Origin of the sequence: Pseudomonas sessilinigenes (assembly GCF_003850565.1) — a bacterium.
Classification (GTDB): Bacteria; Pseudomonadota; Gammaproteobacteria; order Pseudomonadales; family Pseudomonadaceae; genus Aquipseudomonas; species Aquipseudomonas sessilinigenes.
Genome location: NZ_CP027706.1, coordinates 2,670,114 through 2,692,531, shown reverse-complemented (window position 1 = coordinate 2,692,531; position 22,418 = coordinate 2,670,114). Strand labels below are relative to the sequence as shown.

Sequence of the window (22,418 nt, the reverse complement as noted above, 5' to 3'; positions counted from 1 at the left end):
TTCGGGCGCCGATAACGCGATTCAATCCACCTGAGGATTCAGCGCATAAAACTCATGCAGCTTGGCCTGCAGCAGCTTCTTGTCCGGCAGTTGGGTCTGGTACTCGGCGATCAAGGCCGGTGAGAGTGAGCGGTTGAGGGCGTACTCGACCACCTCATCGTCCTTGCTGGCGCAGAGCAACACGCCCAGGGCCGGGTTTTCATGGGGTTTGCGCACCTGGCGGTCCAGGGCCTCGAGGTAGAAATCCAGCTTGCCAAGGTATTCAGGTTCGAAACGCCCGACCTTGAGCTCAATGGCCACCAGGCAATTCAGTCCGCGGTGGAACAGCAGCAAATCCAGCACGAAATCGCGCCCGCCGACTTGCAGGGGATAGCGCGAGGCGACAAAGCAGAAGTCACGCCCCATTTCGATCAGAAAGTCTTTGAGTTGCCGCACCAGCCCTTGATGCAAGTCGGCTTCGTTATGCCCCTGGGCCAGGTCGAGAAACTCCACCACATAGGCATCCTTGAACACCTGTAGCGCCTCGGGATGAAATTGTCTCAACGCTGTCGAGACTTTTGCCGGGCGGGTCAGCGAGCGTTCAAAGAGGGCTGATTTGATCTGGCGCTCCAGTTCCCGGGTTGACCACCGTTCCTGGATTGTCATGCGCAGATAAAACTCGCGCTCTTCTGGGCGTTTTCCTTGCGCAAGAATGATCAGGTTCTGGGTCCAGGATAATTGTGTCAGCAGTGCTGACACTTTCTCCTCGTCTCGATAAGCCTCATAGAACTGACGCATGCGGAACAGGTTGCGCCGGGTAAACCCTCGCAGCCCCGGCTGCTGCCGCGCCAGATAATCCGCCAGTTGCGGCACCACCCCATCGCCCCACTCCGCCGTCTCGATCTTGCGACTGATATAAGCACCGACCTGCCAATACAACTCCAGCAGCTCGGTATTCACCGCCCGCACCGCGCGTTGGCGCGCGGCGGCGATCATTTGCGCCACTTCGCTGAAGGCCGCATCGGTAGAAGTCGGCTTGGCTCCGGCGGGTTGAGTCATAAACAGGGCTCCGCTTGAAGGATTCAGGTCCTCATCATTGGGCCTCCCTCCCTGAACGTGCAGTCAGCCGCTTCTCTTTCTATTGAGCGAAATGTCCTGGTTTGCGCAGTGCCAGAGGCGCCGTCACCCCGGCATACACCTGAACCCACTCGCACTGGCCACTTGCTTGCCCTGCCCGTCATACAGCCGCGCCCGCACTTCGGTGCCCAGGGTCGATTCCACCAGCTTGTAATGCTCGCCGGCCTTGAAGCCGCTGTAGCTGACATGCCCGTTGCAGTCTTGCTGGTTGGAGTCGCCGGTGCTGTCTTCGAATACGGTCACGTCCAGGCGGTGGGCGCCGGGGCGGACCTGGAAGTAGCGGCCGTCGTCGACGTTCTTGCCGTCCACGCGTTCGGCCATCAGGTCGCTGGGGGCTTCTTCCTCGAGGCTGATCCAGGCGTCGTTGGGGTCGGCCTTGGGCATCGGGCCGGCGCAAGCGGAAAGCGCCAGCACCAGGCTCAGGGCGGGAATCAGCAGCAGCGGTTTGGCATTCATGGCAGGTACCTCGGCAGTGAGAAGGAACACGGGGTGCGACTGCGAACGCCAGCCGCGCCGGATTGCCATCCAGCTTGTCGAGGCCCGGCAACGAGGACAAATGAATCCCCATGAAGGAAAGTTAAGGCCCAACCTAAAACTTCCTTCACCTGGCTGAAAGCCGCGTGTTAGGTGGGTCGCCGGAGACTGCCGAGCCTCGTTTCCGTCTCGGAGGTCCACCCCATGCTCGGGCTGGTCAAGACCGCTCTGCTCAAGCCCTACACGTTTATCGTGCTGGCGATCTTCATCTGCATCATCGGGCCGCTGGCGGCCCTGCGTACGCCCACCGACGTGTTCCCGGACATCGGCATCCCGGTGGTGGCGGTAGCCTGGCAGTACAACGGCCTGTCGCCGGACGCCATGGCCGGCCGGGTGATCTACACCTACGAGCGCTCGCTGAGCACCACGGTCAACGACATCGAGCACATCGAGTCGCAGTCGCTGCCGGGCATGGGGATCGTCAAGATCTTCTTCCAGCCGGGGGTGGACATCCGCACCGCCAACGCCCAGGTCACCGCGGTGTCGCAGACGGTGCTCAAGCAGATGCCACCGGGCATCACCCCGCCGCTGATCCTCAACTACAGCGCCTCGACGGTGCCGATTCTGCAGATGGCGTTTTCCAGCCCGACCCTGTCCGAGGCGAAGATTCGCGACCTGGTGCAGAACAATATCCGCCTGCCCCTGAGCGCCCTGCCGGGCCTGGCGATGCCCACGCCCATGGGCGGCAAGCAGCGGCAGATCACCCTCGACCTCGATCCCCAGGCGCTGGCGGCCAAGGGCCTGTCCGCCCAGGACGTGGGCAACGCCCTGGCGGCGCAGAACCAGATCATCCCGGTGGGCACCGCCAAGCTGGGTGGCAATGAATACACGGTGCTGCTGAACAACAGCCCGAGTGCCATCGACGAGCTCAATGACCTGCCGATCAAGACCGTCGACGGCGCCTTGATCACCATCGGCCAGGTGGCCCACGTGCGTGACGGCGCGCCGCCGCAGACCAACATCGTGCGGGTCGACGGCCACCGGGCGGTGCTGATGCCGGCCCTGAAGAACGGCAATATCTCGACCCTGGCCATCGTCGATGGCATCCGCCAGATGCTGCCGCGCATCGATGAGACCCTGCCGCCAGCGCTGAAGACTTCGCTCTTGGGCGATGCCTCGGTGTTCGTCAAGCAGTCGGTGGGCAGCGTGGCCCAGGAAGGCATCATCGCCGCCCTGCTGACCAGCGCGATGATCCTGCTGTTCCTCGGCAGTTGGCGCTCGACGCTGATCATCGCCGCCTCGATTCCCCTGGCGGTGCTCGCCGCCATCGCCCTGCTGGCCGCCAGCGGCCAGACCCTCAACGTCATGACCCTGGGCGGCCTGGCCCTGGCGGTGGGAATTCTGGTGGACGACGCCACGGTGACCATCGAGAACATCAACTGGCACCTGGAACAGGGCAAGACGGTGAAGGACGCTATCCTCGACGGCGCCAAACAGATCGTCGGCCCGGCGTTCGTCTCGCTGCTGTGCATCTGCATCGTCTTCGTGCCGATGTTCCTGCTGCAGGGCATCGCCGGCTACCTGTTCCGGCCCATGGCCCTGGCGGTGATCTTCGCCATGGCCAGCTCCTTCCTGCTGTCGCGGACCCTGGTGCCGACCCTGGCCCTGTACCTGCTCAAGCCCCACGTGCCGGAAGCCGGCCCAGGCCATCACCCGGAAGATGCCTTCATCAACCACCACGAAGGCGAGCAGCACGCCCCGCCCCGGCATGCCCTGGCACGCGCCCTGCTGGGGTTCCAACAAGGCTTCGAGCGGCGTTTTTCCAATGTGCGCGACACCTACCACGGCCTGCTGCGACTGGCCTTGGCCAGGCGCCGGCCATTCCTCCTGGGTTTCCTGGCCTGTGTGCTGGCCTCCTTCGCCCTGCTGCCGAGCCTGGGCCAGGATTTCTTCCCCGCCACCGATGCCGGGGCCCTGGCCTTGCATGTGCGCCTGCCCCTGGGCACGCGGATCGAGGAAAGCGCGGCGGCCTTCGACCGCATCGAAGCACGAATTCGCGAGGTAATCCCGCCCGAGGAGCTGGACAGCGTGATCGACAACATCGGCATCCCCCTGAGTGGCATCGACATGGCCTACAGCAACAGCGGCACCATCGGCCCCCAGGATGGCGATATCCAGGTCACCCTCAAGCCCGGCCACGCCCCCACCGCCGATTACGTGAAGCGCTTGCGCGAGGCCCTGCCGGAGAGTTTCCCCGGTAGCCAGTTCACCTTCCTGCCGGCGGACATCAGCAGCCAGATCCTCAATTTCGGCGCGCCGGCCCCGCTGGACGTGAAGATCTCCGGGCCTGACGATGCGGCCAACCGCGCCTACGCCCTGGAGCTGCAACGGCGCCTGCGCCACGTGCCGGGCATCGCCGACTTGCGCCTGCAGCAGTCCACCGGCTATCCGTCGCTGGCGGTCAAGGTCGATCGCCTGCGGGCCAATGGCCTGGGAATCACCGAGCGCGACGTGACCAACAGCATGGTCGCCTCCCTGGCTGGCAGTTCCCAGGTGGCGCCGACCTTCTGGCTCAACCCGAAGAACGGCGTGTCCTACTCCATCGTCGCCGCCACCCCGCAGTACCGCCTGGACAGCCTGCCAGCCCTGGAGGCCTTACCGGTCACCGGCAGCAACGGTCAGGCGCAGATCCTCGGTGGCCTGGCGAATATCTCCCGCGTTGACAGCCCGGCGGTGGTCAGCCACTACAACATCCAGCCGACCCTGGACCTGTACGCCAACGTCCAGGGCCGCGACCTGGGCGCCGTGGCCCACGACATGCAACAGGTGCTGGACGACGCCGCGGCCCTGCGGCCCAAGGGCGCCACGGTCAGCCTGCACGGGCAGATCGATGCCCTGCACCAGGCCTTCAGCGGCCTGAGCCTGGGGCTGCTGGGGGCTGTGGTGCTGATCTACCTGCTGATCGTGGTCAACTTCCAATCCTGGCTCGACCCGCTGGTGATCATCAGCGCGCTACCGGCGGCCCTGGCCGGCATCGTCTGGATGCTGTTCCTCAGCGGCACCTCGCTGTCGGTGCCGGCGCTGACCGGGGCCATCCTGTGCATGGGGGTGGCCACCGCCAACTCGATCCTGGTAGTGAGCTTCTGCCGCGAGCGCCTGGCGGAACACGGCGATGCCCTGCTGGCCGCCCTGGAAGCCGGCTACACGCGCTTTCGCCCGGTGTGCATGACCGCCCTGGCGATGATCATCGGCATGCTGCCCCTGGCCCTGTCCGAGGAGCAGAACGCGCCCCTGGGCCGGGCGGTGATCGGCGGCCTGCTGCTGGCCACCGTCGCCACCCTGATCTTCGTCCCCGTGGTCTTCAGCCTGGTCCACGGTCGCCGTTCCCACCCCGCTGTCGCTGGAGAAACCACCCATGTCGCCTGACCACACCCCTTCGCGCAAACGCCTGATGCTGCTGGGCATCGGCGGCTTGAGCCTGGCCGCCCTGCTGGTGGCCAGCGGCCTGGCCGCGCGCACCCGGCATGAGCGGGCCGTCGCCGCCTGGACCGAAACTGCCGCCGTGCCCCAAGTGCTGGCGGTGCAACCGCAACCCAACGCCCAGGGCGACAGCCTGCGCCTGCCGGCCCACCTGGAAGCCTGGAGCAAGGCGCCGATCCACGCCCGGGTCAGCGGCTACCTCAAGGACTGGAGCGCCGACATCGGCACCCAGGTCGCGGCCGGCCAGGTGCTGGCCCATATCGACAGCCCCGACCTGGACCAGCAAGTGGCCCAGGCCCGGGCGCGGATGCTCCAGCAGCAAGCCAATGCGCGGCTGGCCCAGACCACCGCCGCACGCTGGCAGAACCTGGTGGCCAGCCACTCGGTATCGCGCCAGGAAGCCGACGAAAAACGCGCCAACGCCACCGCCGCCCAGGCCAGTGCCGCAGCGGCCGCCGCCGACTACGCACGGCTCTCGGCCCTGGAGGACTACAAGACCATCCGCGCACCGTTCGCCGGCGTGGTCACGGCCCGCCATACCGACATCGGCCAGCTGGTCAAGGCAGACAGCGACAGCGATCCGCAACTGTTCGACCTGTCCGATACCCACAAGCTGCGGCTGTACGTGCCCATTCCGCAAAACTACGCCAGCGTGATCCGCCCCGGCCTCACGGCCCGGCTGACGGTGCCCGAGCATCCCGGCCAGCAGTTCAGCGCCCAGTTGGTGGGCGACTCCTGCGCCGTCGATCCGCGCTCCGGCACGCTGCTGGCGCAGTTCGTCGCCGCCAACCCCGACGGCGCCCTGCATCCTGGCGACTACGCCGAAGCGAGCCTGGCTCTGGCGGCCGACACCCATGGCCTGAGCATCCCCGCCAGCGCCCTGATCTTCCGCGCCCAGGGCACCCAGGTGGCGCTCATCGACAGCGCAAAACACGTGCACCTGCGCAGCATCCATATCGGCCTGGACCTGGGCGACCGCCTGGTGATCGACCAGGGCCTGCAAGCCACGGATCAGGTCATCGACAACCCGCCGGACGCCCTGCGCGAAGGCGACCTGGTGCAACTGGCCGACGCCGGAGGTGCCCATGCGCCCAAGGCTTAAGCCCTTCGCCGCGCTGGTGCTGCTGGCGCTGCACGGCTGCTCCCTGGCGCCGCATTACCAGGCGCCGGAGGTGGCGTTGCCAGCGCAGTTTCGTGAACAGAGCGCCGCCGGGCCCTGGCACCCGGCCACGCCCCAGGCCCTCGACGCGCACTGGTGGCGGCTGTACCACGACCCACAGCTCGACGACCTGCAACAGCGCCTGCTCCAGGCCAACCCGGACCTCGCCGCGGCCCTGGCCCACTACGACGGCGCCCAGGCCTACGCCAGCCAGCTGCATGCCGGGCTGTTCCCGCAGATCAGCGCCAGCGCCCAGCCCTTGCGCCAGCGCCAATCGGACAGCCGACCGCTGCGCGGCGGCAGCCAGCCCTCGGTGTACAACAGCAACAGCGCTGGCTTTACATTGGACTTCGACCTCGATCTCTGGGGCCGGCTGCGCAACCAGGCGCTGGCGGGCGATGCCCAGGCCCAGGCGTCCGGTGATGACCTGGCGGCGGCGCGCCTGAGCCTGCAACGCCAGCTGGCATCGCTCTATGTGCAGCTGATCGGCCTGGACGCGCAAAGCCGGATTCTCAGCCGCTCCCTGGAAGACTACGGCCAGGCCCTGCAACTGACCCGTGACCGCTACCAGGGGCAGATCGCCTCGGAGCTGGACCTGACCCGGGCCCAGAGCCAGCTGGCCAATGCCGAGGCCGACCTGGACGAAGTCCGGGCCCAGCGCAACCTCACGGAACACGCCATCGGCGAGCTGGTGGGCGAACCGGCCAGCCAGTTCCGCCTGGCGCCCTCGAAACAACTGCTGGGCCTGCCGGAAGTCCCTCGGCAACTGCCCAGCAGCCTGCTGCAACGCCGGCCGGACATCGCCGCCGCCGAACGCCGGGTATTCGCCGCCAATGCCGGCATCGGCGTGGCGCGAGCGGCCTGGTACCCGGACTTCAGCCTCACCGGCCTGCTCGGCGGCCAGACCCAGGGCAGCGGCAACCTGCTGGCGGCGGGCAATCGCTACTGGGCCCTGGGGCCGCTGATGACCCTGCCGCTTTTCGACGGTGGCAGGCTCAGTGCCAACGAGCGCCAGGCCCATGCCGAATTCGAGGAGGCTGCGGCCCATTACCGGGGCCAGGTGCTGCGGGCGGTGCGCGAGGTGGAAGACAACCTGGGGCAACTGCGCGACCTGCAACAACAAGCGCTGGATCGGCAAGCGGCGGTGAATGCGGCGCTGCACACCCAGTCCCTGGCGATGAACAGCTACCAGGCGGGAGCCGTGAGCTACCTGGATGTGGTCACCGCGCAAACCGCCGCGCTGCAGGCCCAACGCAGCCTGCAAGCCCTGCAGACCCGCCAGTTGCAAGCCAGCGTCGGCCTGCTCACGGCATTGGGTGGAGGCTGGAGCCCCCTGTAGGAGCGAAGCTTGCTCGCGATGCTGGTTAACGGTAACGGGTGTCTACCGGATAAACGCGGGGGCTCTGAAGGCCATCGCGGGCAAGCCTCGCTCCTACTCTTTCTTTAAACCCGCTTTTTACCCGCCATGGATTCTCATATATGACAGTTTCAGGACGATCGGAAGCCCCGTTCTAGAGCATTTTGCCATCACCCAAAAATTCACTGGACATGTAACGTTCATTACATAACTATCGTTTTCTGCTTTTTATGAAACAAAAACTACACCCGACCTTCAAGGCGTGCCGATGCCTTCGCTCAGAACCCTGATCACCGACCCTGCCCTCGACCTGACGCCCTCCGAGCGCAAGGTGGTGCGAGCCCTGCTCGACCACTACCCACGCAACGGCCTGGGGCCCATGTCGCGCCTGGCCGAACATGCCGGGGTCAGCGATCCGACCATCGTGCGCCTGGTGAAAAAGCTCGGCTTCGGCGGCTACGGCGAATTCCAGGACGCCCTGCTCAGCGACATGGATGACCGCCTGCGTTCCCCCAGCACCCTGTTGCACCCCCGGGCCCAGGTGGCCCAGGGCGACACCTGGGGTCGCTACCTGGCCGGCAGCCAGCGCGCCCTGCAGGACACCCAGGCGCTGACCCAGCCCGAGGACATCCGCGTGCTCATGGACTGGTTGCTGGACAGCCGCCACTGCGTGCACTGCTTCGGCGGGCGCTTCAGCAGCTTCCTCGCCCAGTACCTGCTCAATCACCTGCGCCTGATGCGCCCGGGCTGTTTCTTTCTCGAAGACAACGCCCAACTGCCGGACCGCCTGTTCGATGTGCAACGCCAGGACGTGGTGCTGCTGTTCGACTACCGCCGCTACCAGTCCCAGGCCCTGCGGGTGGCCAGCGCGGTCAAGGCGCGCAACGCCCGGGTGGTGTTGTTCACCGATATCTACGCATCACCGCTGCGCGAACTGGCGGACCTGATCATCAGCGCCCCGGTGGAGTCGCTGTCGCCCTTCGACACCCTGGTGCCGGCCTTGGCCCAGGTCGAGGCACTCATTGCCTGCATGACCCCGCGCAGTACCCATCTTGACCAACGCCTGGAGGGCATCGATGCCCTGCGGGCCGAATTCGCTACACACGTGCTGGAGGAGAAATAAGGATGTTCAGCCTGCCCCATCGTTCGCCACGGGACCTGCCCTTCGTCGTCGACCACACCGCCCTGCTGCTGGTGGACATGCAACGGGCCTGGCTCGAGCCGCAGTTCGACCCGCACCTGCAAGGCCCCGAGGGCGAGGCGTTCCTCAAGCGCGCCCGGGAGCAGGTGATCCCCAACCAGCAGAAGCTGTTGGCCGCCGTGCGCGAGGCCCGGCAAAACGTGCTGCACACCATCATCGAGAGCCTCACCGCCGATGGCCGCGACCGCTCCCTGGACCACAAGCTGTCGGACATGCACCTGCCCAAGGGCAGCCCGGAAGCGGCGATCATCGCCGAGCTCGAGCCGGTGGAAAACGAGATCGTGTTGCCCAAGACGTCGTCCGGCGTCTTCAACTCCACCAACATCGACTACGTGCTGCGCAACCTGGAGACTCGCCACCTGATCGTCGCCGGGATCGTCACCGACCAGTGCGTGGACATGGCCGTGCGCGATGCCGCCGACCGCGGCTACCTGGTGACCCTGGTGGAAGACGCCTGCGCCACCTACAGCGATGCCCGGCACCAGGCCTGCCTCAATGCGATCAAGGGCTACTGCTGGATCACCGACACCGCCACGGTGCTGGGCCGCCTGCGGGAGATCCGCGGGTGAGCCGGGGCCAGGGCGTCGAGGCCCTGAGCCCGGTGGCGATGACCAGCATCGTCACCACCGACCTGATCGGCGTCACCCGCGGACGCTCGTTTCCCAGCGATGAGCTGGAGCGCTATCGGCTCGGCGGTTGTGGCTGGGTGCCGGCCAACAGCGCACTGACCCCCCAGGACCTGATCGCCGAGGACAACCCCTGGGGCGCCTATGGCGACCTGCGACTGATTCCTGACCTGGACAGCAGGGTCAGCGTCGGGGCCGGGCCCGATGCCTCGGCGCCGCCGCTGGATTTCATCCACGCCGATATCCGCGAGACCGATGGCCAGCCCTGGGCCGCCTGCCCGCGCACCCTGTTGCGCAACGAACTGGCGGCCTACCAGGCCCTGGGCATCCAGGTCATCGCAGCGTTCGAGCATGAATTCAACCTCGACACCGGTAGCGGGCAGGCCGAGCACCTGGCCTTTTCCCTGCAGGCCCAGCGCCAGGGCGCGGACTTCGGCGGTTGGCTGCTGGCAGCCCTGCGCAGCGCCGGGGCCGAGCCGGAGATGTTCCTGCCCGAGTACGGCAAGCACCAATACGAAATCACCTGCCGCCCGACCCAGGGCCTGGCCGCCGCCGACCGGGCGGTGAACGTGCGCGAGATCACCCGCGAGATCGCCCGGCAGCTGGGACATCACGTCAGCTTCGCCCCCAAGACCGCCGAGAATGCAGTGTGCAACGGCGTGCACCTGCACCTGAGCCTGCAGGACCTGGACGGCACGCCGTTGCTCTACGACCCGCAAGCGGTGAGCGGCGACGACCTCTCCAACCTGGGCCAGTACTGGGCCGCCGGGGTGCTCAAGCACCTGCCGGCGCTGTGCGCCTTTACCGCGCCAACGCCGATTTCCTATGCGCGCCTGCAGCCCCATCACTGGAGCGCCTCCTACGCCTGCCTGGGCCTGCGCAACCGCGAAGCCTCGCTGCGGATCTGCCCCACCGTGACCATCGGCGGCAAGGCCGCGGCGCCGCAGTACAACCTGGAGTTCCGGGCCCTGGACGCCACCGCCTCGCCGCACCTGGCCATGGCCGTGGTACTGATGGCCGGGCGCCTGGGCATCGAGCAACAACTGGCGCTGACCGCGGTGACCGACAAGGTCCCCGATGAACTGAGCGCCGAACAGCGCCTGGCCAGCGGCATCGTGCCGCTGCCCGGCACCCTGCCCCAGGCCCTGGATTGCCTGCGCGAGGACCGCGAGTTGCGGCAACTGCTGCCGCCATCGCTGCTGGATACCTATTTCGCCGTCAAACAAAAGGAAGTGTCCCTGACCGAACACCTGAACGCTGCCCAACTTTGTGAGCACTATGCACGCCTGTACTAAATCTGCCGAGCTGGGGTTGTATACCGAGCCGGCCTATCGCCTGTTCCGGGAAGACTCCGAGCATCCGCTGATTCTGGTGTGCGAGCACGCCAGCCACTATATTCCTCCCGCCCTGAACGACCTGGGGCTGGACCCGGTGGCGGCGCGCGAACACATCGCCTGGGACCCGGGCGCCCTGGAACTGGCCCAGAGCCTGTCCCAGGCCCTGGGGGCGACCCTGATCGCGGCCAACTACTCGCGCCTGCTGGTGGACCTCAACCGTCCACGGCATGCTCCCGACAGCATCCCGCTGCAAAGCGAGATCTACCAGGTCCCGGGCAACCAGCACCTGGACGAAGCCACCCGCGAGTATCGGCGCCAGCAATTGTTCACCCCGTTCCACCAGCGCTTGCAACGGATCATCGACCGGCGCCTGGCCCAGGGCCGTGAAGTGCGCGTGGTGGGTATCCACAGTTTTACCCCGGTGTACTACGGCCAGCCGCGGACGCTGGAAATCGGCGTGCTCTACGGCGGCGCCACCGCCTATGCCGCCCGGGTGCTGGAGGGCTTGTGGGCCCTGCCATTGAAAGTGGCGGGCAACCAGCCTTATGAAATCGACCCGTTGAGCGATATGACGGTACCGGTGCACGGCGATGCCCGGGGCCTGGAGTCGATCCTGATCGAGGTGCGCAACGACTTGCTGCGTACCCCAGAGGCGGTACAACGCTGGAGCGATTGCCTGGCACCGCTGCTGTAGTACCTCGGGAGCACCGCAGGTCATCCCATAACGCTGTTAACAGGACTGCAATAACAATCAGAAAAACCGCTGTGGTGTGCCTTTGACCCTGCCAGGTTCAAACACCGGCCCGCGTCCCCAAGCGTCAATGACGACGCTCGCCGCGGGCTTTGCCCCCCTATTGGCTACAAGGAGAACTGCTTCATGGAGATTGAAGAATTCGGCTACAAACAGGAACTCAAGCGCGGGCTGACCCTGCGCGACCTGGTGGTCTACGGGATGATTTTCATGATTCCCATCGCCCCGTTCGGGGTTTACGGCTACGTCAACCAGGAAGCCCCGGGCATGGTGCCCCTGGCCTACATCATCGGCATGGTGGCGATGGTCTTCACCGCCCTGAGCTACGGCGCCATGGCCCGCGCCTTTCCCATCGCCGGCTCGGTGTACTCCTATGCCCAGCGTGGCCTCACCCCCCACGTGGGGTTCCTCGCCGGCTGGCTGATGCTCCTGGACTACCTGCTGATCCCGCCATTGCTCTATGTCTACGCGGCCATGGCGCTCAACCACCTGTACCCGGAAGTGCCCAAGGTCGGCTTCATCCTGGCGTTCCTGGTCAGCGCCACCTTCGTCAACCTGCGGGGCATCACCTTCACCGCGCGGATGAACATCCTGTTCCTGCTGGCGCAACTGGTGGTCCTGGGGATCTTCCTGTTCTACGCCTGGAACGCCCTGCACGGCGGCACCGGCCACGGCCAACTGACCCTGGCGCCGCTCTACAGCCCGGAAAACTTCCACTTCGGCATGCTGATGCAGGGTGTGTCGATCGCGGTGCTGTCGTTCCTGGGGTTCGACGCCATCTCGACCCTGGCCGAAGAGGTCAAGGGCGACCCGGGCCGCAGCGTCGGGCGCGCCGCGCTGATCACCCTGGTGGTGATGGGCGCGATCTTCGTGGTGCAGACCTGGATCGCCACTGACCTGGCCGCCGGCATGGGCTTCAAGTCCGCCGATACCGCGTTCTACGAGATCGCCGAGCTGGCTGCCGGCAGCTGGCTGGCGACCGTCACCGGGGTCGCCACGGCGCTGGCCTGGGGCGTGGCAGTGGCCATCACCTCGCAAGCCGCCGTGTCGCGCCTACTGTTCGGCATGGCCCGCGATGGCAAGCTGCCCAAGGTGCTGGCCAAGGTCCACCCCAAGCACAACACCCCGCACATCAGCATCTACCTGGTGGCGTTGTTGTCGCTGCTGATCTGCTACCTGTTCATCAACTCGGTGGACACCCTGACCTCGCTGGTCAACTTCGGTGCCCTGAGCGGCTTCATGCTGCTGCACATCACGGTGATCAACTTCTACTGGCGCCGGCAGAAGTCCGGTCAGGTGGTGCGCCACCTGATCTGCCCGTCGATCGGTTTCGTGATCGTTTGCGCCATCATGTACAACATGGGCGTGGATGCGCAGAAACTTGGCGCGATCTGGGTGGTCGCAGGATTGATCTATCTGTTTTTGCTCAACCGGCTGGGCAGCGGTGCCGCCCTGCCCGATCCGCTCAAACAGTAGTGTCGCCGGTGCCGCCCCCAGGGTGCGGCACCCACTGTGCACCACCGGCAACTGCGGTGCGCAGCCAGGCTGCCACGAGAGCGGCCATGAAACTGCGTGGTAATCGACAGTGATGTCTGGCCGCACCGACAGGCGCGGCCCTTGATACAGGAGTACCCCCATGCTGGCCTTGCGTCCCGTGGCGTTATCCGATTTGCCCCAACTGCGGCGCCTGACCCGCGAACGCCTGCTGGGCGCCACATCGCTGGTGGATGACGAAAGCTGCCTGCGCAGGAAGATTCTCAACTCGCAGGCGTCCTTCGCCAGGCAGGAAGCCGGCCGCGGACCGGAAAACTACTTCTTCGTCCTCGAGGACCTGGACACCGGGCAACTGCACGGCTGTTCCGACATCCTCGCCACCACCGGCTTCAGCGAACCCTTCTACAGCCTGCGCAACCGGCCTTTCGTCAGCAGCTCCCGCGAGCTGAACATCCAGCATGGCGTACCGACCCTGTCGCTGTGCCACGACCTCAACGGTCAGACCCTGCTGCGCAGCTTCCACCTGGATGCGCACCTGAGCGGCACGCCCATCGCCCAACTGGCGTCCAGGGCCCGCCTGCTGTTCATCGCCGCCCACCCGCAACGCTTCGCCGAGAGCTGCATCAGCGAGATCATCGGCTACAGCAGCGAGGCCGGCGAATCACCCTTCTGGGAAGCGGTGGGCCAGCACTTCTTCGACCTGCCCTATATCGAGGCCGAGCGCGTGTGCGCCCTGCAAGGCCGTGGGTTCCTGGCCGAGCTGATGCCCCAGTACCCGATCTATATCCCGATGCTTTCGCAGGCGGCCCAGGATTGCATCGGCCGGATCCATCCCGCTGCCCGGGAAGCCTGTGACATCCTGGTCGACGAAGGCTTCTCGCCCACCCAGTATGTCGACCTGTTCGACGCCGGGCCGACCCTGCAGGCACGCAATAACGAGCTACGCTCGATCATTCAGAGCCGGGTCGCCGCCACTTGCTCGCAACCGCAAAGCGGCCAGGGCCGGCCATGGCTGCTGAGCAACGAACGGCTGGAGGATTTTCGGGCGCTGATCGCCCCCCTGGACGAAGCCCCCGGCGACATCGTGGGCCTGGACCCAAGCGTGCTGCAGGCGTTGCGCCTGGTCCCTGGCGAAGTTGTGCGAGGCGTGGCCTTATGAACCGCGCTGGATTTCGAAACGTGCCTCAATCGCTGCAAGGAGTTCGCCGATGATCGTGCGCCCGATCCGCATCAACGACCTGTCGGCAGTGCTGAGCCTGCTCAAGGGCTGCTGCCGTGAGCTGGACGACCTGAGCAGCGATCCCGAGCGCCTGGCCCACAGGATCCGCTGGGCACAGCGGACATTCGCCGGCCAGGTGGAACGCGCCGATGCCGACTACTTGTTTGTGCTTGAAGATGACGACCAGCAGGTAATCGGTATCTGCGGCCTGAGCGGTGCCATTGGCCTGCGCGAGCCCTGCTACAACTACCGGGTGGGCATCACTCGTGGCAGCGCCCCGGGGCTGGGGATCGAGAAGCAGATCCCGACCCTGTTCCTGTGCAACGAAATGACCGGACAATCCCAACTCTGCTCGTTGTTCCTGCGCCAGGACCAGCGCCAGGGCCATGCCGCACGCTTGTTGTCCACCGCACGCTTGCTGTTCGTCGCCGAGTACCCGGCGCTGTTCGGCGACAAGCTGGTGGTCGAACTGCGTGGCCAGGTCGACAGCGAGGGTGCCTCGCCATTCTGGGACAGCCTGGGGCGGCATTTCTTCAAGATGGATTTCCAACAGGCCAATCGCCTGTCCAGCCAGGGCGGCAAGGCCTCCATCGCTGAACTCATGCCGCGCCAGCCGCTCTACACCTGCCTGCTCAGCCCTACCGCCCAGGCCGCCATTGGCCAGGCCCACGCCAGCACCGATCAAGCGGTCGGCATCCTGCGCGAGGAAGGCTTCAACCACCAGGGCTGCATCGACATCTTCGATGGCGGGCCGGTGATCGAGGCCCAGGTGATGAACATCCGCAGCGTCCGCGAAAGCCGGACCCTGCCGTTGCTGGTGGGCAGCCTGGACGAACAGGCGCCGCTGTGGCTGATCTACAACCGCCGCCTGGAAACATGCCGCATCACCGCAGCCCCCGGGCGCCTGGTCGCCGGTTGCCTGCTGGTGGACCGCCAGACCACCAAGCACCTGCAACTGCAGCCCGGCGATACCGTGCGCGCCGTACCGCTGCTGGCCTGCCTCTCCGAGACCAGCAACCAGACCCAGGTGCGCACCTCCCCCGCCACCGCCTGGTAACGCCGGCCCCCGTCCGTGTAGCCGCTGCCGCAGGCTGCATACGCCGACGCAGCAGGCGCAACCTACTGCCACGCTAAAGCCCCTGTGGGGCTTTGCGCAGCCTCGCAGGCTCGACAGCGGCTACAGGGTTCGGCGGATGATGGGTGCCAGCGCCTACAGGATTGACGAACGGCAGGACGGATGTTCAGATGCCGCCCTGTTTCAGGTGCCTCACGCCGCCGTGCGTGAGGTGAAACGGGAAACCGGTGCGCCCCCAGGGGCAAGTCCGGTGCTGCCCCCGCAACGGTAAGCGAGTGCTGCATTCAACACGCCACTGTACCCAAGGTATGGGAAGGCGAATGCAGCCAGCCTCGCAAGCCCGGAGACCGGCCTGAAGCATCTGTTTGGCAATCCTGCGGTGGGCGGGCATGGGCCGGTGTGGGCGCGTGCGCGTGCCTGCCACCTTCTCCCTGCGTGCTTCCCGAAGACACTTTCGAGAAGACCAAGAATGACAACAACACACACTTCCCTTGCGCGCGACTGGCGTGCTCCGCGCCGTTCCATGGGCGGCGCCCTGCTCGGCTGCCTGTTCAGCCCCTGGCTGCTGGCGGACGACACCTCCCTGAAGCTGGACCAGCAGTTCGTGTCCGCCCCGTCGGTGGAGTCCACCACCGTGGCCGAAATGGCCAAGTACGGCAGCAAGGTGGAAATCATCGATCGCCAGCAGATCGAACGCGCCGGCCCCAGCAGCGACATCACCCGGGTCCTGCAAATGTACGTGCCGGGCCTCTACGTGGCGCCCAAGAACGGCCCCTTCGACTACGGCACCTATTCGCTGCTGGGCGGGCGCAACGATGACACGCTGATCCTGCTCGATGGCGTGCGCCTGAACAACCGCCTGTACGGCGGCCTGTACCTGGATACCCTGCCAGCCAACGCCATCGAGCGCATCGAAGTGCTCAAGGGCGGCCAGAGCCTGCTGTTCGGCACCCAGGCGGTGTCCGGGGTGATCAACATCGTCACCCGCAGCCCACAGACCCGCGACGCCTCCGGCGAAGTCAACCTGGGCCTGGACAGCTTCATGGGCAGGAGCGGCGATGCCCGGGTGGAACGCATCGTCAGCAACGGCCTGGGCGACCTCGGCTTGCTGGCCTATGTCAGCCACAACGTTTCCGACGGCTACCAGCCGTTTCGCAACAGCGCCTACAACACCAGCACCAAGGACAAGAAGCGCTCCTATGAGGTGACCACCTTCGGCGCCAAGGCGATCCAGGGGGTCGGCGACGACTCGCGCCTGGAGCTGTTCTACCAGTACACCGACGCCAACCTGGATTTTGCCCGCGCCGCGAACAACAAGAAGACCACCAACGACCGGGTCCAGCAGATCGCCACCGCCACCTTCGAGCAACGCCTGGGCGAGCGCTTCAGCTACTTCGTCAAGGGCCATGTCAACGATTGGGACACGCGCTACACCCGTATCAACAGCAACGATGATGGCGGCATCAAGGTCATCAACCACAACGACTACTGGGGCTTCACCGACTGGGGCGTGCAAGCCGAGGGCAAGGCCGAGCTGGACGGCGGCCATGTGCTGGTGTTCGGCACCGACAACCAGTGGTTCAAGGGCCAGGACGACGTACTCAAGATCGATGACAACAACGCCCAGGCCAATGCCCTCTACGCCCAGTTGCGCCCGGTGTTCGAGACCTTGCCCGACTGGCACCCGAGCATCGGCGTGCGCCACGAGAAAATCAGCGGCGGCGAGAGCGCCACCGTGGGCATGCTCACCTCGCTGTACGACCTGACGTCCAACTGGCAACTGCGCGGCCAGTTCGGCAGCGCCTTCAAGCTGCCCAATGCCGAGCAGTTGTTCGCCAACGAAGAGGATGAAAAGGGCAACCGCAACCTCAAGCCGGAAAAGAGTGTGAATGCCGAGCTGGGCCTGGACTACAAGGGCAGCCTGCTGGCCGGCGAGTTCAACGCCAGCACCACGGTGTTCCAGCGCAAGATCGACGACCTGATCGCCCTCGACGGCATCGACTGGGTCAATGGCGAAGGCCGGATCAAGGTACGCGGCATCGAGGTCGACGGGCGCTGGCAGTTCAGCCCGCAATGGACCCTCTCGGCCGACATGACCCGCAACCTGGTGGAATCGCGCAACGGCGTGACCCTGAGCAATATCCCCGGCTTCTTCGCCCGCTCGCGACTGGGCTTCGAATCCCAGGACCGGATGTGGGGCGTGGGCGGTGCGCTGCGCTACATCGGCCAGATCGACAGCCCGAAGAAGATCGACTACGGCCACTATTCAGTGGTGGACGCCGACGCCTACCGCTACCTCGACGCGGCCCAGCAACACCGCCTGAGCCTGCTGGTGGAGAACCTCTTCGACCGCGACTACAGCACCAGCATCGCCAGCAACAACCCGCGGGTGGACAACCTGGGACGGCCCTTCACCACCGAGGTGCGCTACACCTACCGCTTCTGAGGACGGCAGCCATGCACAAAGATTATCAACGAGTGCTGTTCGTCGGCCCCGGGCTGCACGGCGGCGCCCTGGGCGAGGCCTTTCGCCGCGAGCTGCAAGCGCTGCGCGGCAACGACGCCAGCACCCGGGTGATCGACACCCTGGACGGTTTCGACAGCCTCTGGGCGGCCCTCGAAGAAGCGTTGCCCGAAGACGGCGCGGCTCTGCTGGTGGTGGACCTGGAACCCAGCTCCGACAGCGCCTACCTGGACTGGCTGCGCGATGAACTGGGACGCCGCGCCCGTGCCCACTCCCAGGCGCCACGGCTGTGGGTCACCGCCCAGGCCCTGGGTCGCCGGGGGCTGGATGCGGCCCAGTCCTGGGCCAGCATCGCCCAGCGCGAACGCCACCTGCCGTGCGACCAGGTCAATCCGGTGGCCAGCGATCCGGACTGGTCGCAGGTGCCGCCCCACGCCCGCCAGGTATTGCTCTGCACCGGCCCGCGCTGTGTCCGGCGCGGCGCCCTGCCCTTGTGGAAGACCCTGCGCCGCGAGCTGCTGCGCCTTGACCTCATGGAGAAGCCCGGAGGCGTGCTGCTGACCCGCACCGCCTGCCAGTTCCCCTGCAACCTGGGGCCGGTGCTCACCGTGCACCCGGATGGCTGCTGGTACCGGATCGAGAACGACAGCCAGGTGCTGCAACTGGTGGAGGGGCACCTGCTGGCAGGCGAGCCCGTCGCCCAGTTGCAGATCGCCGCACCGTATGGAGTACCCACCGATGCCTAGGACAGCCCGGGCCAGATGCCTGGCCATCCTGCTGTGGCTGGCCAGTGGGCCGGCCCTGGCCGGCAGCTACGAAAACTGCGGCAAGAGCTGGCCCAGCCCCGGCACGCCGCAGCGCATCGTCGCCCTCAACCAGCACAGCGCCGACCTGCTGCTGGCCCTGGGCGCCGGGCCGGCGCTGATCGGCGTCGCCTACCTGGACGACGATGGCCAGGCCATGGCCCAGGGGCAGTACCACGGGGTGCCGGTGATCGCCCGCCAGTACCCGTCGGCCGAGGTGCTGTACAGCCTCAAGCCCGACCTGGTGGTGGGCGGTTTCGCCTCGGCCTTCCCCGACAACTTCAGCTCCCGCGAGCGCCTGGGCGCCATCGGCGTCGGCAGCTACCTGCTGGAGTCGGCCTGCGCCGGGCATGACGAGGACTACTTCGGGCACATCCGCCGCGACCTGTTGACCCTGGGCCAGTTGTTGGGCAAGCAGGAACGGGCCCAGCAGTTGATCGCCCAGATGGATACCGACCTCGCCTCGGCCCGGGCCCTGTACCAGGACCAACCCCAGCCCTCGGTGTTCTACCTGGACAGCGAGGTCAACGGCCTGGCCAGCCAGGGCCGACGGGGTTTTGTCGGGGTGTTGCTGCAAGCTGCCGGAGCCCGCAACAGCTTCGCCGCCATCGACCGCCCGCGCCTGGTGGTGGACAGCGAGACCCTGCTGGCCAATGACCCGGAAGTGATGCTGCTGGCCGATGCCCTGTGGTCGCCGGCCGCACGCAAGCGCCGCCTGCTGCAGGGCGATCCGGTGCTGTCGCGGCTGCGGGCAGTGCGCGAGCAACGCCTGATCGACATCCCCTTCACCCAGTTGGTCCCCGGTATCGCCAGCGCCCGCACCGCCCTGGAACTGGCTCGGCGCCTGCACCCGCCGCAGGATTGAGCGCACAACGGTAGCGGCCCTGCCTCGGTGGCCGCTGCCGCAGGCTACGCACGGCCGCGCAGCGAACGCAAAACGTGAGCGCGACACCATCGCCGCAAGCCCCTTCGGGCCTGGGCGCAGCTTCGCAGGCTCAGCTGCGGCTACAGGGAGTTGAGCAGGTGCCGTTGTGGCGGGTGGCAGCTGACGTTGTTGCGCCCGCAGGTCTTGGCCGCATACAGCGCCTGGTCGGCGTCGTGGAGCCAGCCCATGGCTTCTTCATGCCGGGAGTCGAAGGCGGCCAGGCCGATACTCAGGCTGACCTGCAAGGCCGGGGTCTGCTCGTAGCCCAGGGCGCCGAAACGCCCGCGCAGCGTCTCCATCAACTCGGCGGCATGCTCCAGGGGGACATCCGGCAGGATCACGCAGAACTCGTCACCGCCGTAGCGACCGGCCTGGTCGCTGATGCGCAGGTTCTGGCGCAGCAGCTTGCTCAACTGGCGCAGTACCACATCGCCGGCCACATGACCGTAGGTGTCGTTGATGGCCTTGAAGTGATCGATATCGATCAGGGCGATGGCGCCGCCATGGTCCTGGCGCTTGCAGCGCTGGAACTCGATCTCCAACTGGTCCTTCCAGGCGCCGTGGTTGAGCAATCCGGTCAGGCTGTCGGTACGGCTCAAGGCCAACAGCTCGCGCTTGTGCCGGGCCAGGGTCACCGCCTGCTGGTAACAGATGTACCCCAGGGCCAGCGGGTACAGGGTCAACATCGGCAGGCAGGCATACAGCTGCTCGGGCGAGGTGCGGGCAGCGAAGGCGAAACCGAAGATCCCCAGGCCCAGGCCAATGCCCAACAGTTGGGCCACGCAGCCAGCGAGAAAGAACCGCACCCCGCCCATGGCGATATTGTTCATGGCCATCATGCCCAGGGTGGTGGCCAGCGGCAGCGGATTGAACTGCATGGCCGCGACCCAGAAGCCCCCCAGCAGCGAATCCACCAGCAGGTTGCGGTATTCGGCGCGAAACGGCTGTCGGGCCAGGCGCGCCCACTGGTAGGCCAGGTGTGGCCAGGCGAAGGCGTTGAACAACATGAAGCCCCAGACCCAGGGCGCTGGCTGCAAGGGCGCCATGCCCTCGACAACGCAGAAGAACCCCAGGGCCAGCCCCAGGGTGCGCGAGCGGTAGAGCCTCCTGGCCAACGACAATCCCTTCCCTCTGGTGTACTGCTCAGGGGCCAAATCGCCTCCGTCCAGCGTTGGGAAAGATGCAACGAGCGGATAGGGATCAACCGGTGCATGCCGATCGATGCGAACTCAAAACGCCATCATCCATACAGGCCTGTTTTACCAGCCTCGGCGCGGTTGTTCGGGAATATTTGGCTATAACCGCAAGGCCCTCGATAACCAATTTTCCAGGAGCCCTGGCCGTAGCCTCCAGCTCCATGGCCAAAGTGCCTGCCGGCCCTGGCTGTCGCCGGGGGCCATGCAGTCGTTTGCAGAATGAAGTTCAGAGGAACTTTCGTTTGTCAGCCCTGGCGGCGCTGCGCAGAATCGAGGCCGACCCGCTCCTCTCACGCCTCGATCCATTGCCACGGGAACCTTGTCCATGAGCCACCAGCGCTTCGTCAGTCCTGACCTGATCCGCCAGGGATTTTCCCGGGCGATGTCGGATATGTACCGCGAGGAGGTGCCGCTGTACGGCGACCTGATGCAACTGGTGGCCCAGGTCAACGCCCAGGTACTGGAGCAACAACCGGCCATTGCCCAGCACCTGCGACACACTGGCGAATTGCAACGCCTGGACCTGGAGCGCCATGGCGCGATCCGCGTCGGCACCGCCGCCGAGCTGGCGACCCTGGCGCGCCTGTTCGCCGTGATGGGCATGCAACCGGTGGGCTACTACGACCTCACCCCCGCCGGGGTGCCGGTGCATTCCACGGCGTTTCGCGCGGTGCATGAACAGGCCCTGCAGGTCAGCCCGTTCCGGGTCTTCACCTCGCTGCTGCGCCTGGAGCTGATCGACAACCCCGAACTGCGCGCATTCGCCGAGCAGGTGCTGGCGCGGCGCTCGATCTTCACCCCCCGGGTGCTGGAGCTGATCCATCAGGCCGAGGACCAGGGCGGCCTCACCGCCGACGCCGCCGAAGCGTTCATCCAGCAAGCCCTGGAGACCTTCCGCTGGCACCACCACGCCACGGTCAGCGCCGCCCAGTACGCCAACCTCAGTGCCCAGCACCGGTTGATCGCCGACGTGGTGGCGTTCAAGGGCCCGCATATCAACCACCTGACCCCACGCACCCTGGACATCGACGAAGTACAGCGGTTGATGCCCGCGCATGGCATCACCCCCAAGGCGGTGATCGAGGGCCCGCCGCGCCGCGATTGCCCGATCCTGTTGCGCCAGACCAGCTTCAAGGCCCTGGAGGAAAGCGTCGCCTTCACCGACCAGGCGCACAACCAGGGCAGCCACAGCGCCCGCTTCGGCGAGATCGAACAGCGTGGCGCGGCCCTCACGCCCAAAGGCCGGGCACTCTACGACCGCCTGTTGAATGCCGCCCGCGACGAGCTCGGTGACTTCCCCAGCGAAGCCAATGCCCAGCGCTACAACCAGTTGATGCAGCAACACTTCGCCGAGTTTCCCGACAGCCACGACGCCATGCGCCAGCAGGGCCTGGCCTATTTCCGCTATTTCACCAGCGAAGCCGGACTCGCCGCCCGCACCGAGCCCGGTCGCCCTACCACGGTGCAAGCGCTGCTGGCCGCCGGGCACCTGGGCTGCGAGCCCCTGGTGTACGAGGACTTTTTGCCGGTCAGCGCCGCCGGGATCTTCCAGTCCAACCTTGGCGACGACAGCCAGAGCCATTACGCCGGGCACTCCAACCGCCAGGTATTCGAAACGGCCCTGGGCCGGTCGACCCTCGATGAGTTGCAGCTGTACGCCCAGACCCAGCGGCGCTCCCTGGAGCAGTGCGCCGAAGCTTTGGGCCTGCCCGCCCTGTAAGCGCAAGAATCCATGGCCGGG

General features: G+C 66.3%; 17 protein-coding genes and 1 riboswitch. Of the genes, 14 read left to right on the top strand and 3 right to left on the bottom strand.

Annotated features, from left to right (window positions below; all coding sequences use genetic code 11):
* Positions 1-21 precede the first annotated feature (21 nt).
* Positions 22-1,038, bottom strand: coding sequence for a PDDEXK nuclease domain-containing protein (locus C4K39_RS12640; RefSeq protein WP_085596365.1), 1,017 nt, complete (start codon positions 1,036-1,038; stop codon positions 22-24).
* 123 nt (positions 1,039-1,161) lie between these two features.
* On the bottom strand, positions 1,162-1,572 hold the full coding sequence (locus C4K39_RS12635) for a PA0061/PA0062 family lipoprotein (RefSeq protein ID WP_124346556.1): 411 nt from the start codon (positions 1,570-1,572) through the stop codon (positions 1,162-1,164).
* A gap of 222 nt (positions 1,573-1,794) precedes the next feature.
* On the opposite strand from C4K39_RS12635, the gene C4K39_RS12630 reads away from it, so the two are divergent.
* From C4K39_RS12630 to C4K39_RS12570, 13 genes are all read left to right on the top strand, one after another.
* Entirely contained in the window at positions 1,795-5,016 is a 3,222-nt protein-coding gene (locus C4K39_RS12630) for an efflux RND transporter permease subunit (RefSeq protein WP_124346555.1), read from the top strand.
* Positions 5,006-6,172 (top strand): efflux RND transporter periplasmic adaptor subunit, encoded by a 1,167-nt coding sequence (locus C4K39_RS12625; RefSeq protein ID WP_124346554.1) that lies wholly within the window; start codon positions 5,006-5,008, stop codon positions 6,170-6,172. The genes C4K39_RS12630 and C4K39_RS12625 overlap by 11 nt, the downstream gene beginning before the upstream one ends.
* Entirely contained in the window at positions 6,156-7,568 is a 1,413-nt protein-coding gene (locus C4K39_RS12620) for an efflux transporter outer membrane subunit (protein WP_124346553.1), read from the top strand. Before C4K39_RS12625 ends, C4K39_RS12620 begins: the two co-directional genes overlap by 17 nt.
* A gap of 286 nt (positions 7,569-7,854) precedes the next feature.
* A complete protein-coding gene (locus C4K39_RS12615) occupies positions 7,855-8,709 on the top strand; it encodes a MurR/RpiR family transcriptional regulator (RefSeq protein ID WP_124346552.1) in 855 nt (284 codons plus the stop codon).
* A gap of 2 nt (positions 8,710-8,711) precedes the next feature.
* Entirely contained in the window at positions 8,712-9,356 is a 645-nt protein-coding gene (locus C4K39_RS12610; RefSeq protein ID WP_022643667.1) for a cysteine hydrolase family protein, read from the top strand.
* Positions 9,353-10,708, top strand: coding sequence for a glutamine synthetase family protein (locus C4K39_RS12605; RefSeq protein WP_263986924.1), 1,356 nt, complete (start codon positions 9,353-9,355; stop codon positions 10,706-10,708). The genes C4K39_RS12610 and C4K39_RS12605 overlap by 4 nt, the downstream gene beginning before the upstream one ends.
* Positions 10,692-11,444, top strand: coding sequence for an N-formylglutamate amidohydrolase (locus C4K39_RS12600; RefSeq protein ID WP_068586397.1), 753 nt, complete (start codon positions 10,692-10,694; stop codon positions 11,442-11,444). Before C4K39_RS12605 ends, C4K39_RS12600 begins: the two co-directional genes overlap by 17 nt.
* A 183-nt stretch (positions 11,445-11,627) precedes the next feature.
* On the top strand, positions 11,628-12,977 hold the full coding sequence (locus C4K39_RS12595; RefSeq protein ID WP_124346551.1) for an APC family permease: 1,350 nt from the start codon (positions 11,628-11,630) through the stop codon (positions 12,975-12,977).
* 160 nt (positions 12,978-13,137) lie between these two features.
* A complete protein-coding gene (locus C4K39_RS12590; RefSeq protein WP_124346550.1) occupies positions 13,138-14,154 on the top strand; it encodes an arginine N-succinyltransferase in 1,017 nt (338 codons plus the stop codon).
* Between the two features lie 49 nt (positions 14,155-14,203).
* Positions 14,204-15,271, top strand: coding sequence for an arginine N-succinyltransferase (locus C4K39_RS12585; protein ID WP_124346549.1), 1,068 nt, complete (start codon positions 14,204-14,206; stop codon positions 15,269-15,271).
* Positions 15,272-15,457: 186 nt separating this feature from the next.
* Positions 15,458-15,659, top strand: a riboswitch (cobalamin riboswitch).
* A 153-nt stretch (positions 15,660-15,812) separates the two neighbouring features.
* The gene (locus tag C4K39_RS12580) at positions 15,813-17,735 is read left to right on the top strand and encodes a TonB-dependent receptor plug domain-containing protein (RefSeq protein WP_225926583.1); all 1,923 of its coding nucleotides are present in this window, start codon (positions 15,813-15,815) and stop codon (positions 17,733-17,735) included.
* 11 nt (positions 17,736-17,746) lie between these two features.
* Complete coding sequence (locus C4K39_RS12575) at positions 17,747-18,499, top strand: (2Fe-2S) ferredoxin domain-containing protein (protein ID WP_124346547.1); 753 nt, start codon at positions 17,747-17,749, stop codon at positions 18,497-18,499.
* Positions 18,492-19,421, top strand: coding sequence for an ABC transporter substrate-binding protein (locus C4K39_RS12570; protein ID WP_068586416.1), 930 nt, complete (start codon positions 18,492-18,494; stop codon positions 19,419-19,421). The genes C4K39_RS12575 and C4K39_RS12570 overlap by 8 nt, the downstream gene beginning before the upstream one ends.
* 140 nt (positions 19,422-19,561) lie before the next feature.
* On the opposite strand, the gene C4K39_RS12565 is transcribed toward C4K39_RS12570, so the two are convergent.
* Complete coding sequence (locus C4K39_RS12565; RefSeq protein ID WP_124346546.1) at positions 19,562-20,635, bottom strand: diguanylate cyclase; 1,074 nt, start codon at positions 20,633-20,635, stop codon at positions 19,562-19,564.
* Positions 20,636-21,002: 367 nt separating this feature from the next.
* On the opposite strand from C4K39_RS12565, the gene hglS reads away from it, so the two are divergent.
* Positions 21,003-22,397: a 2-oxoadipate dioxygenase/decarboxylase HglS gene (hglS, locus tag C4K39_RS12560; RefSeq protein ID WP_124346545.1), complete on the top strand. Its 1,395-nt coding sequence runs from the start codon at positions 21,003-21,005 to the stop codon at positions 22,395-22,397.
* Positions 22,398-22,418 lie beyond the last annotated feature (21 nt).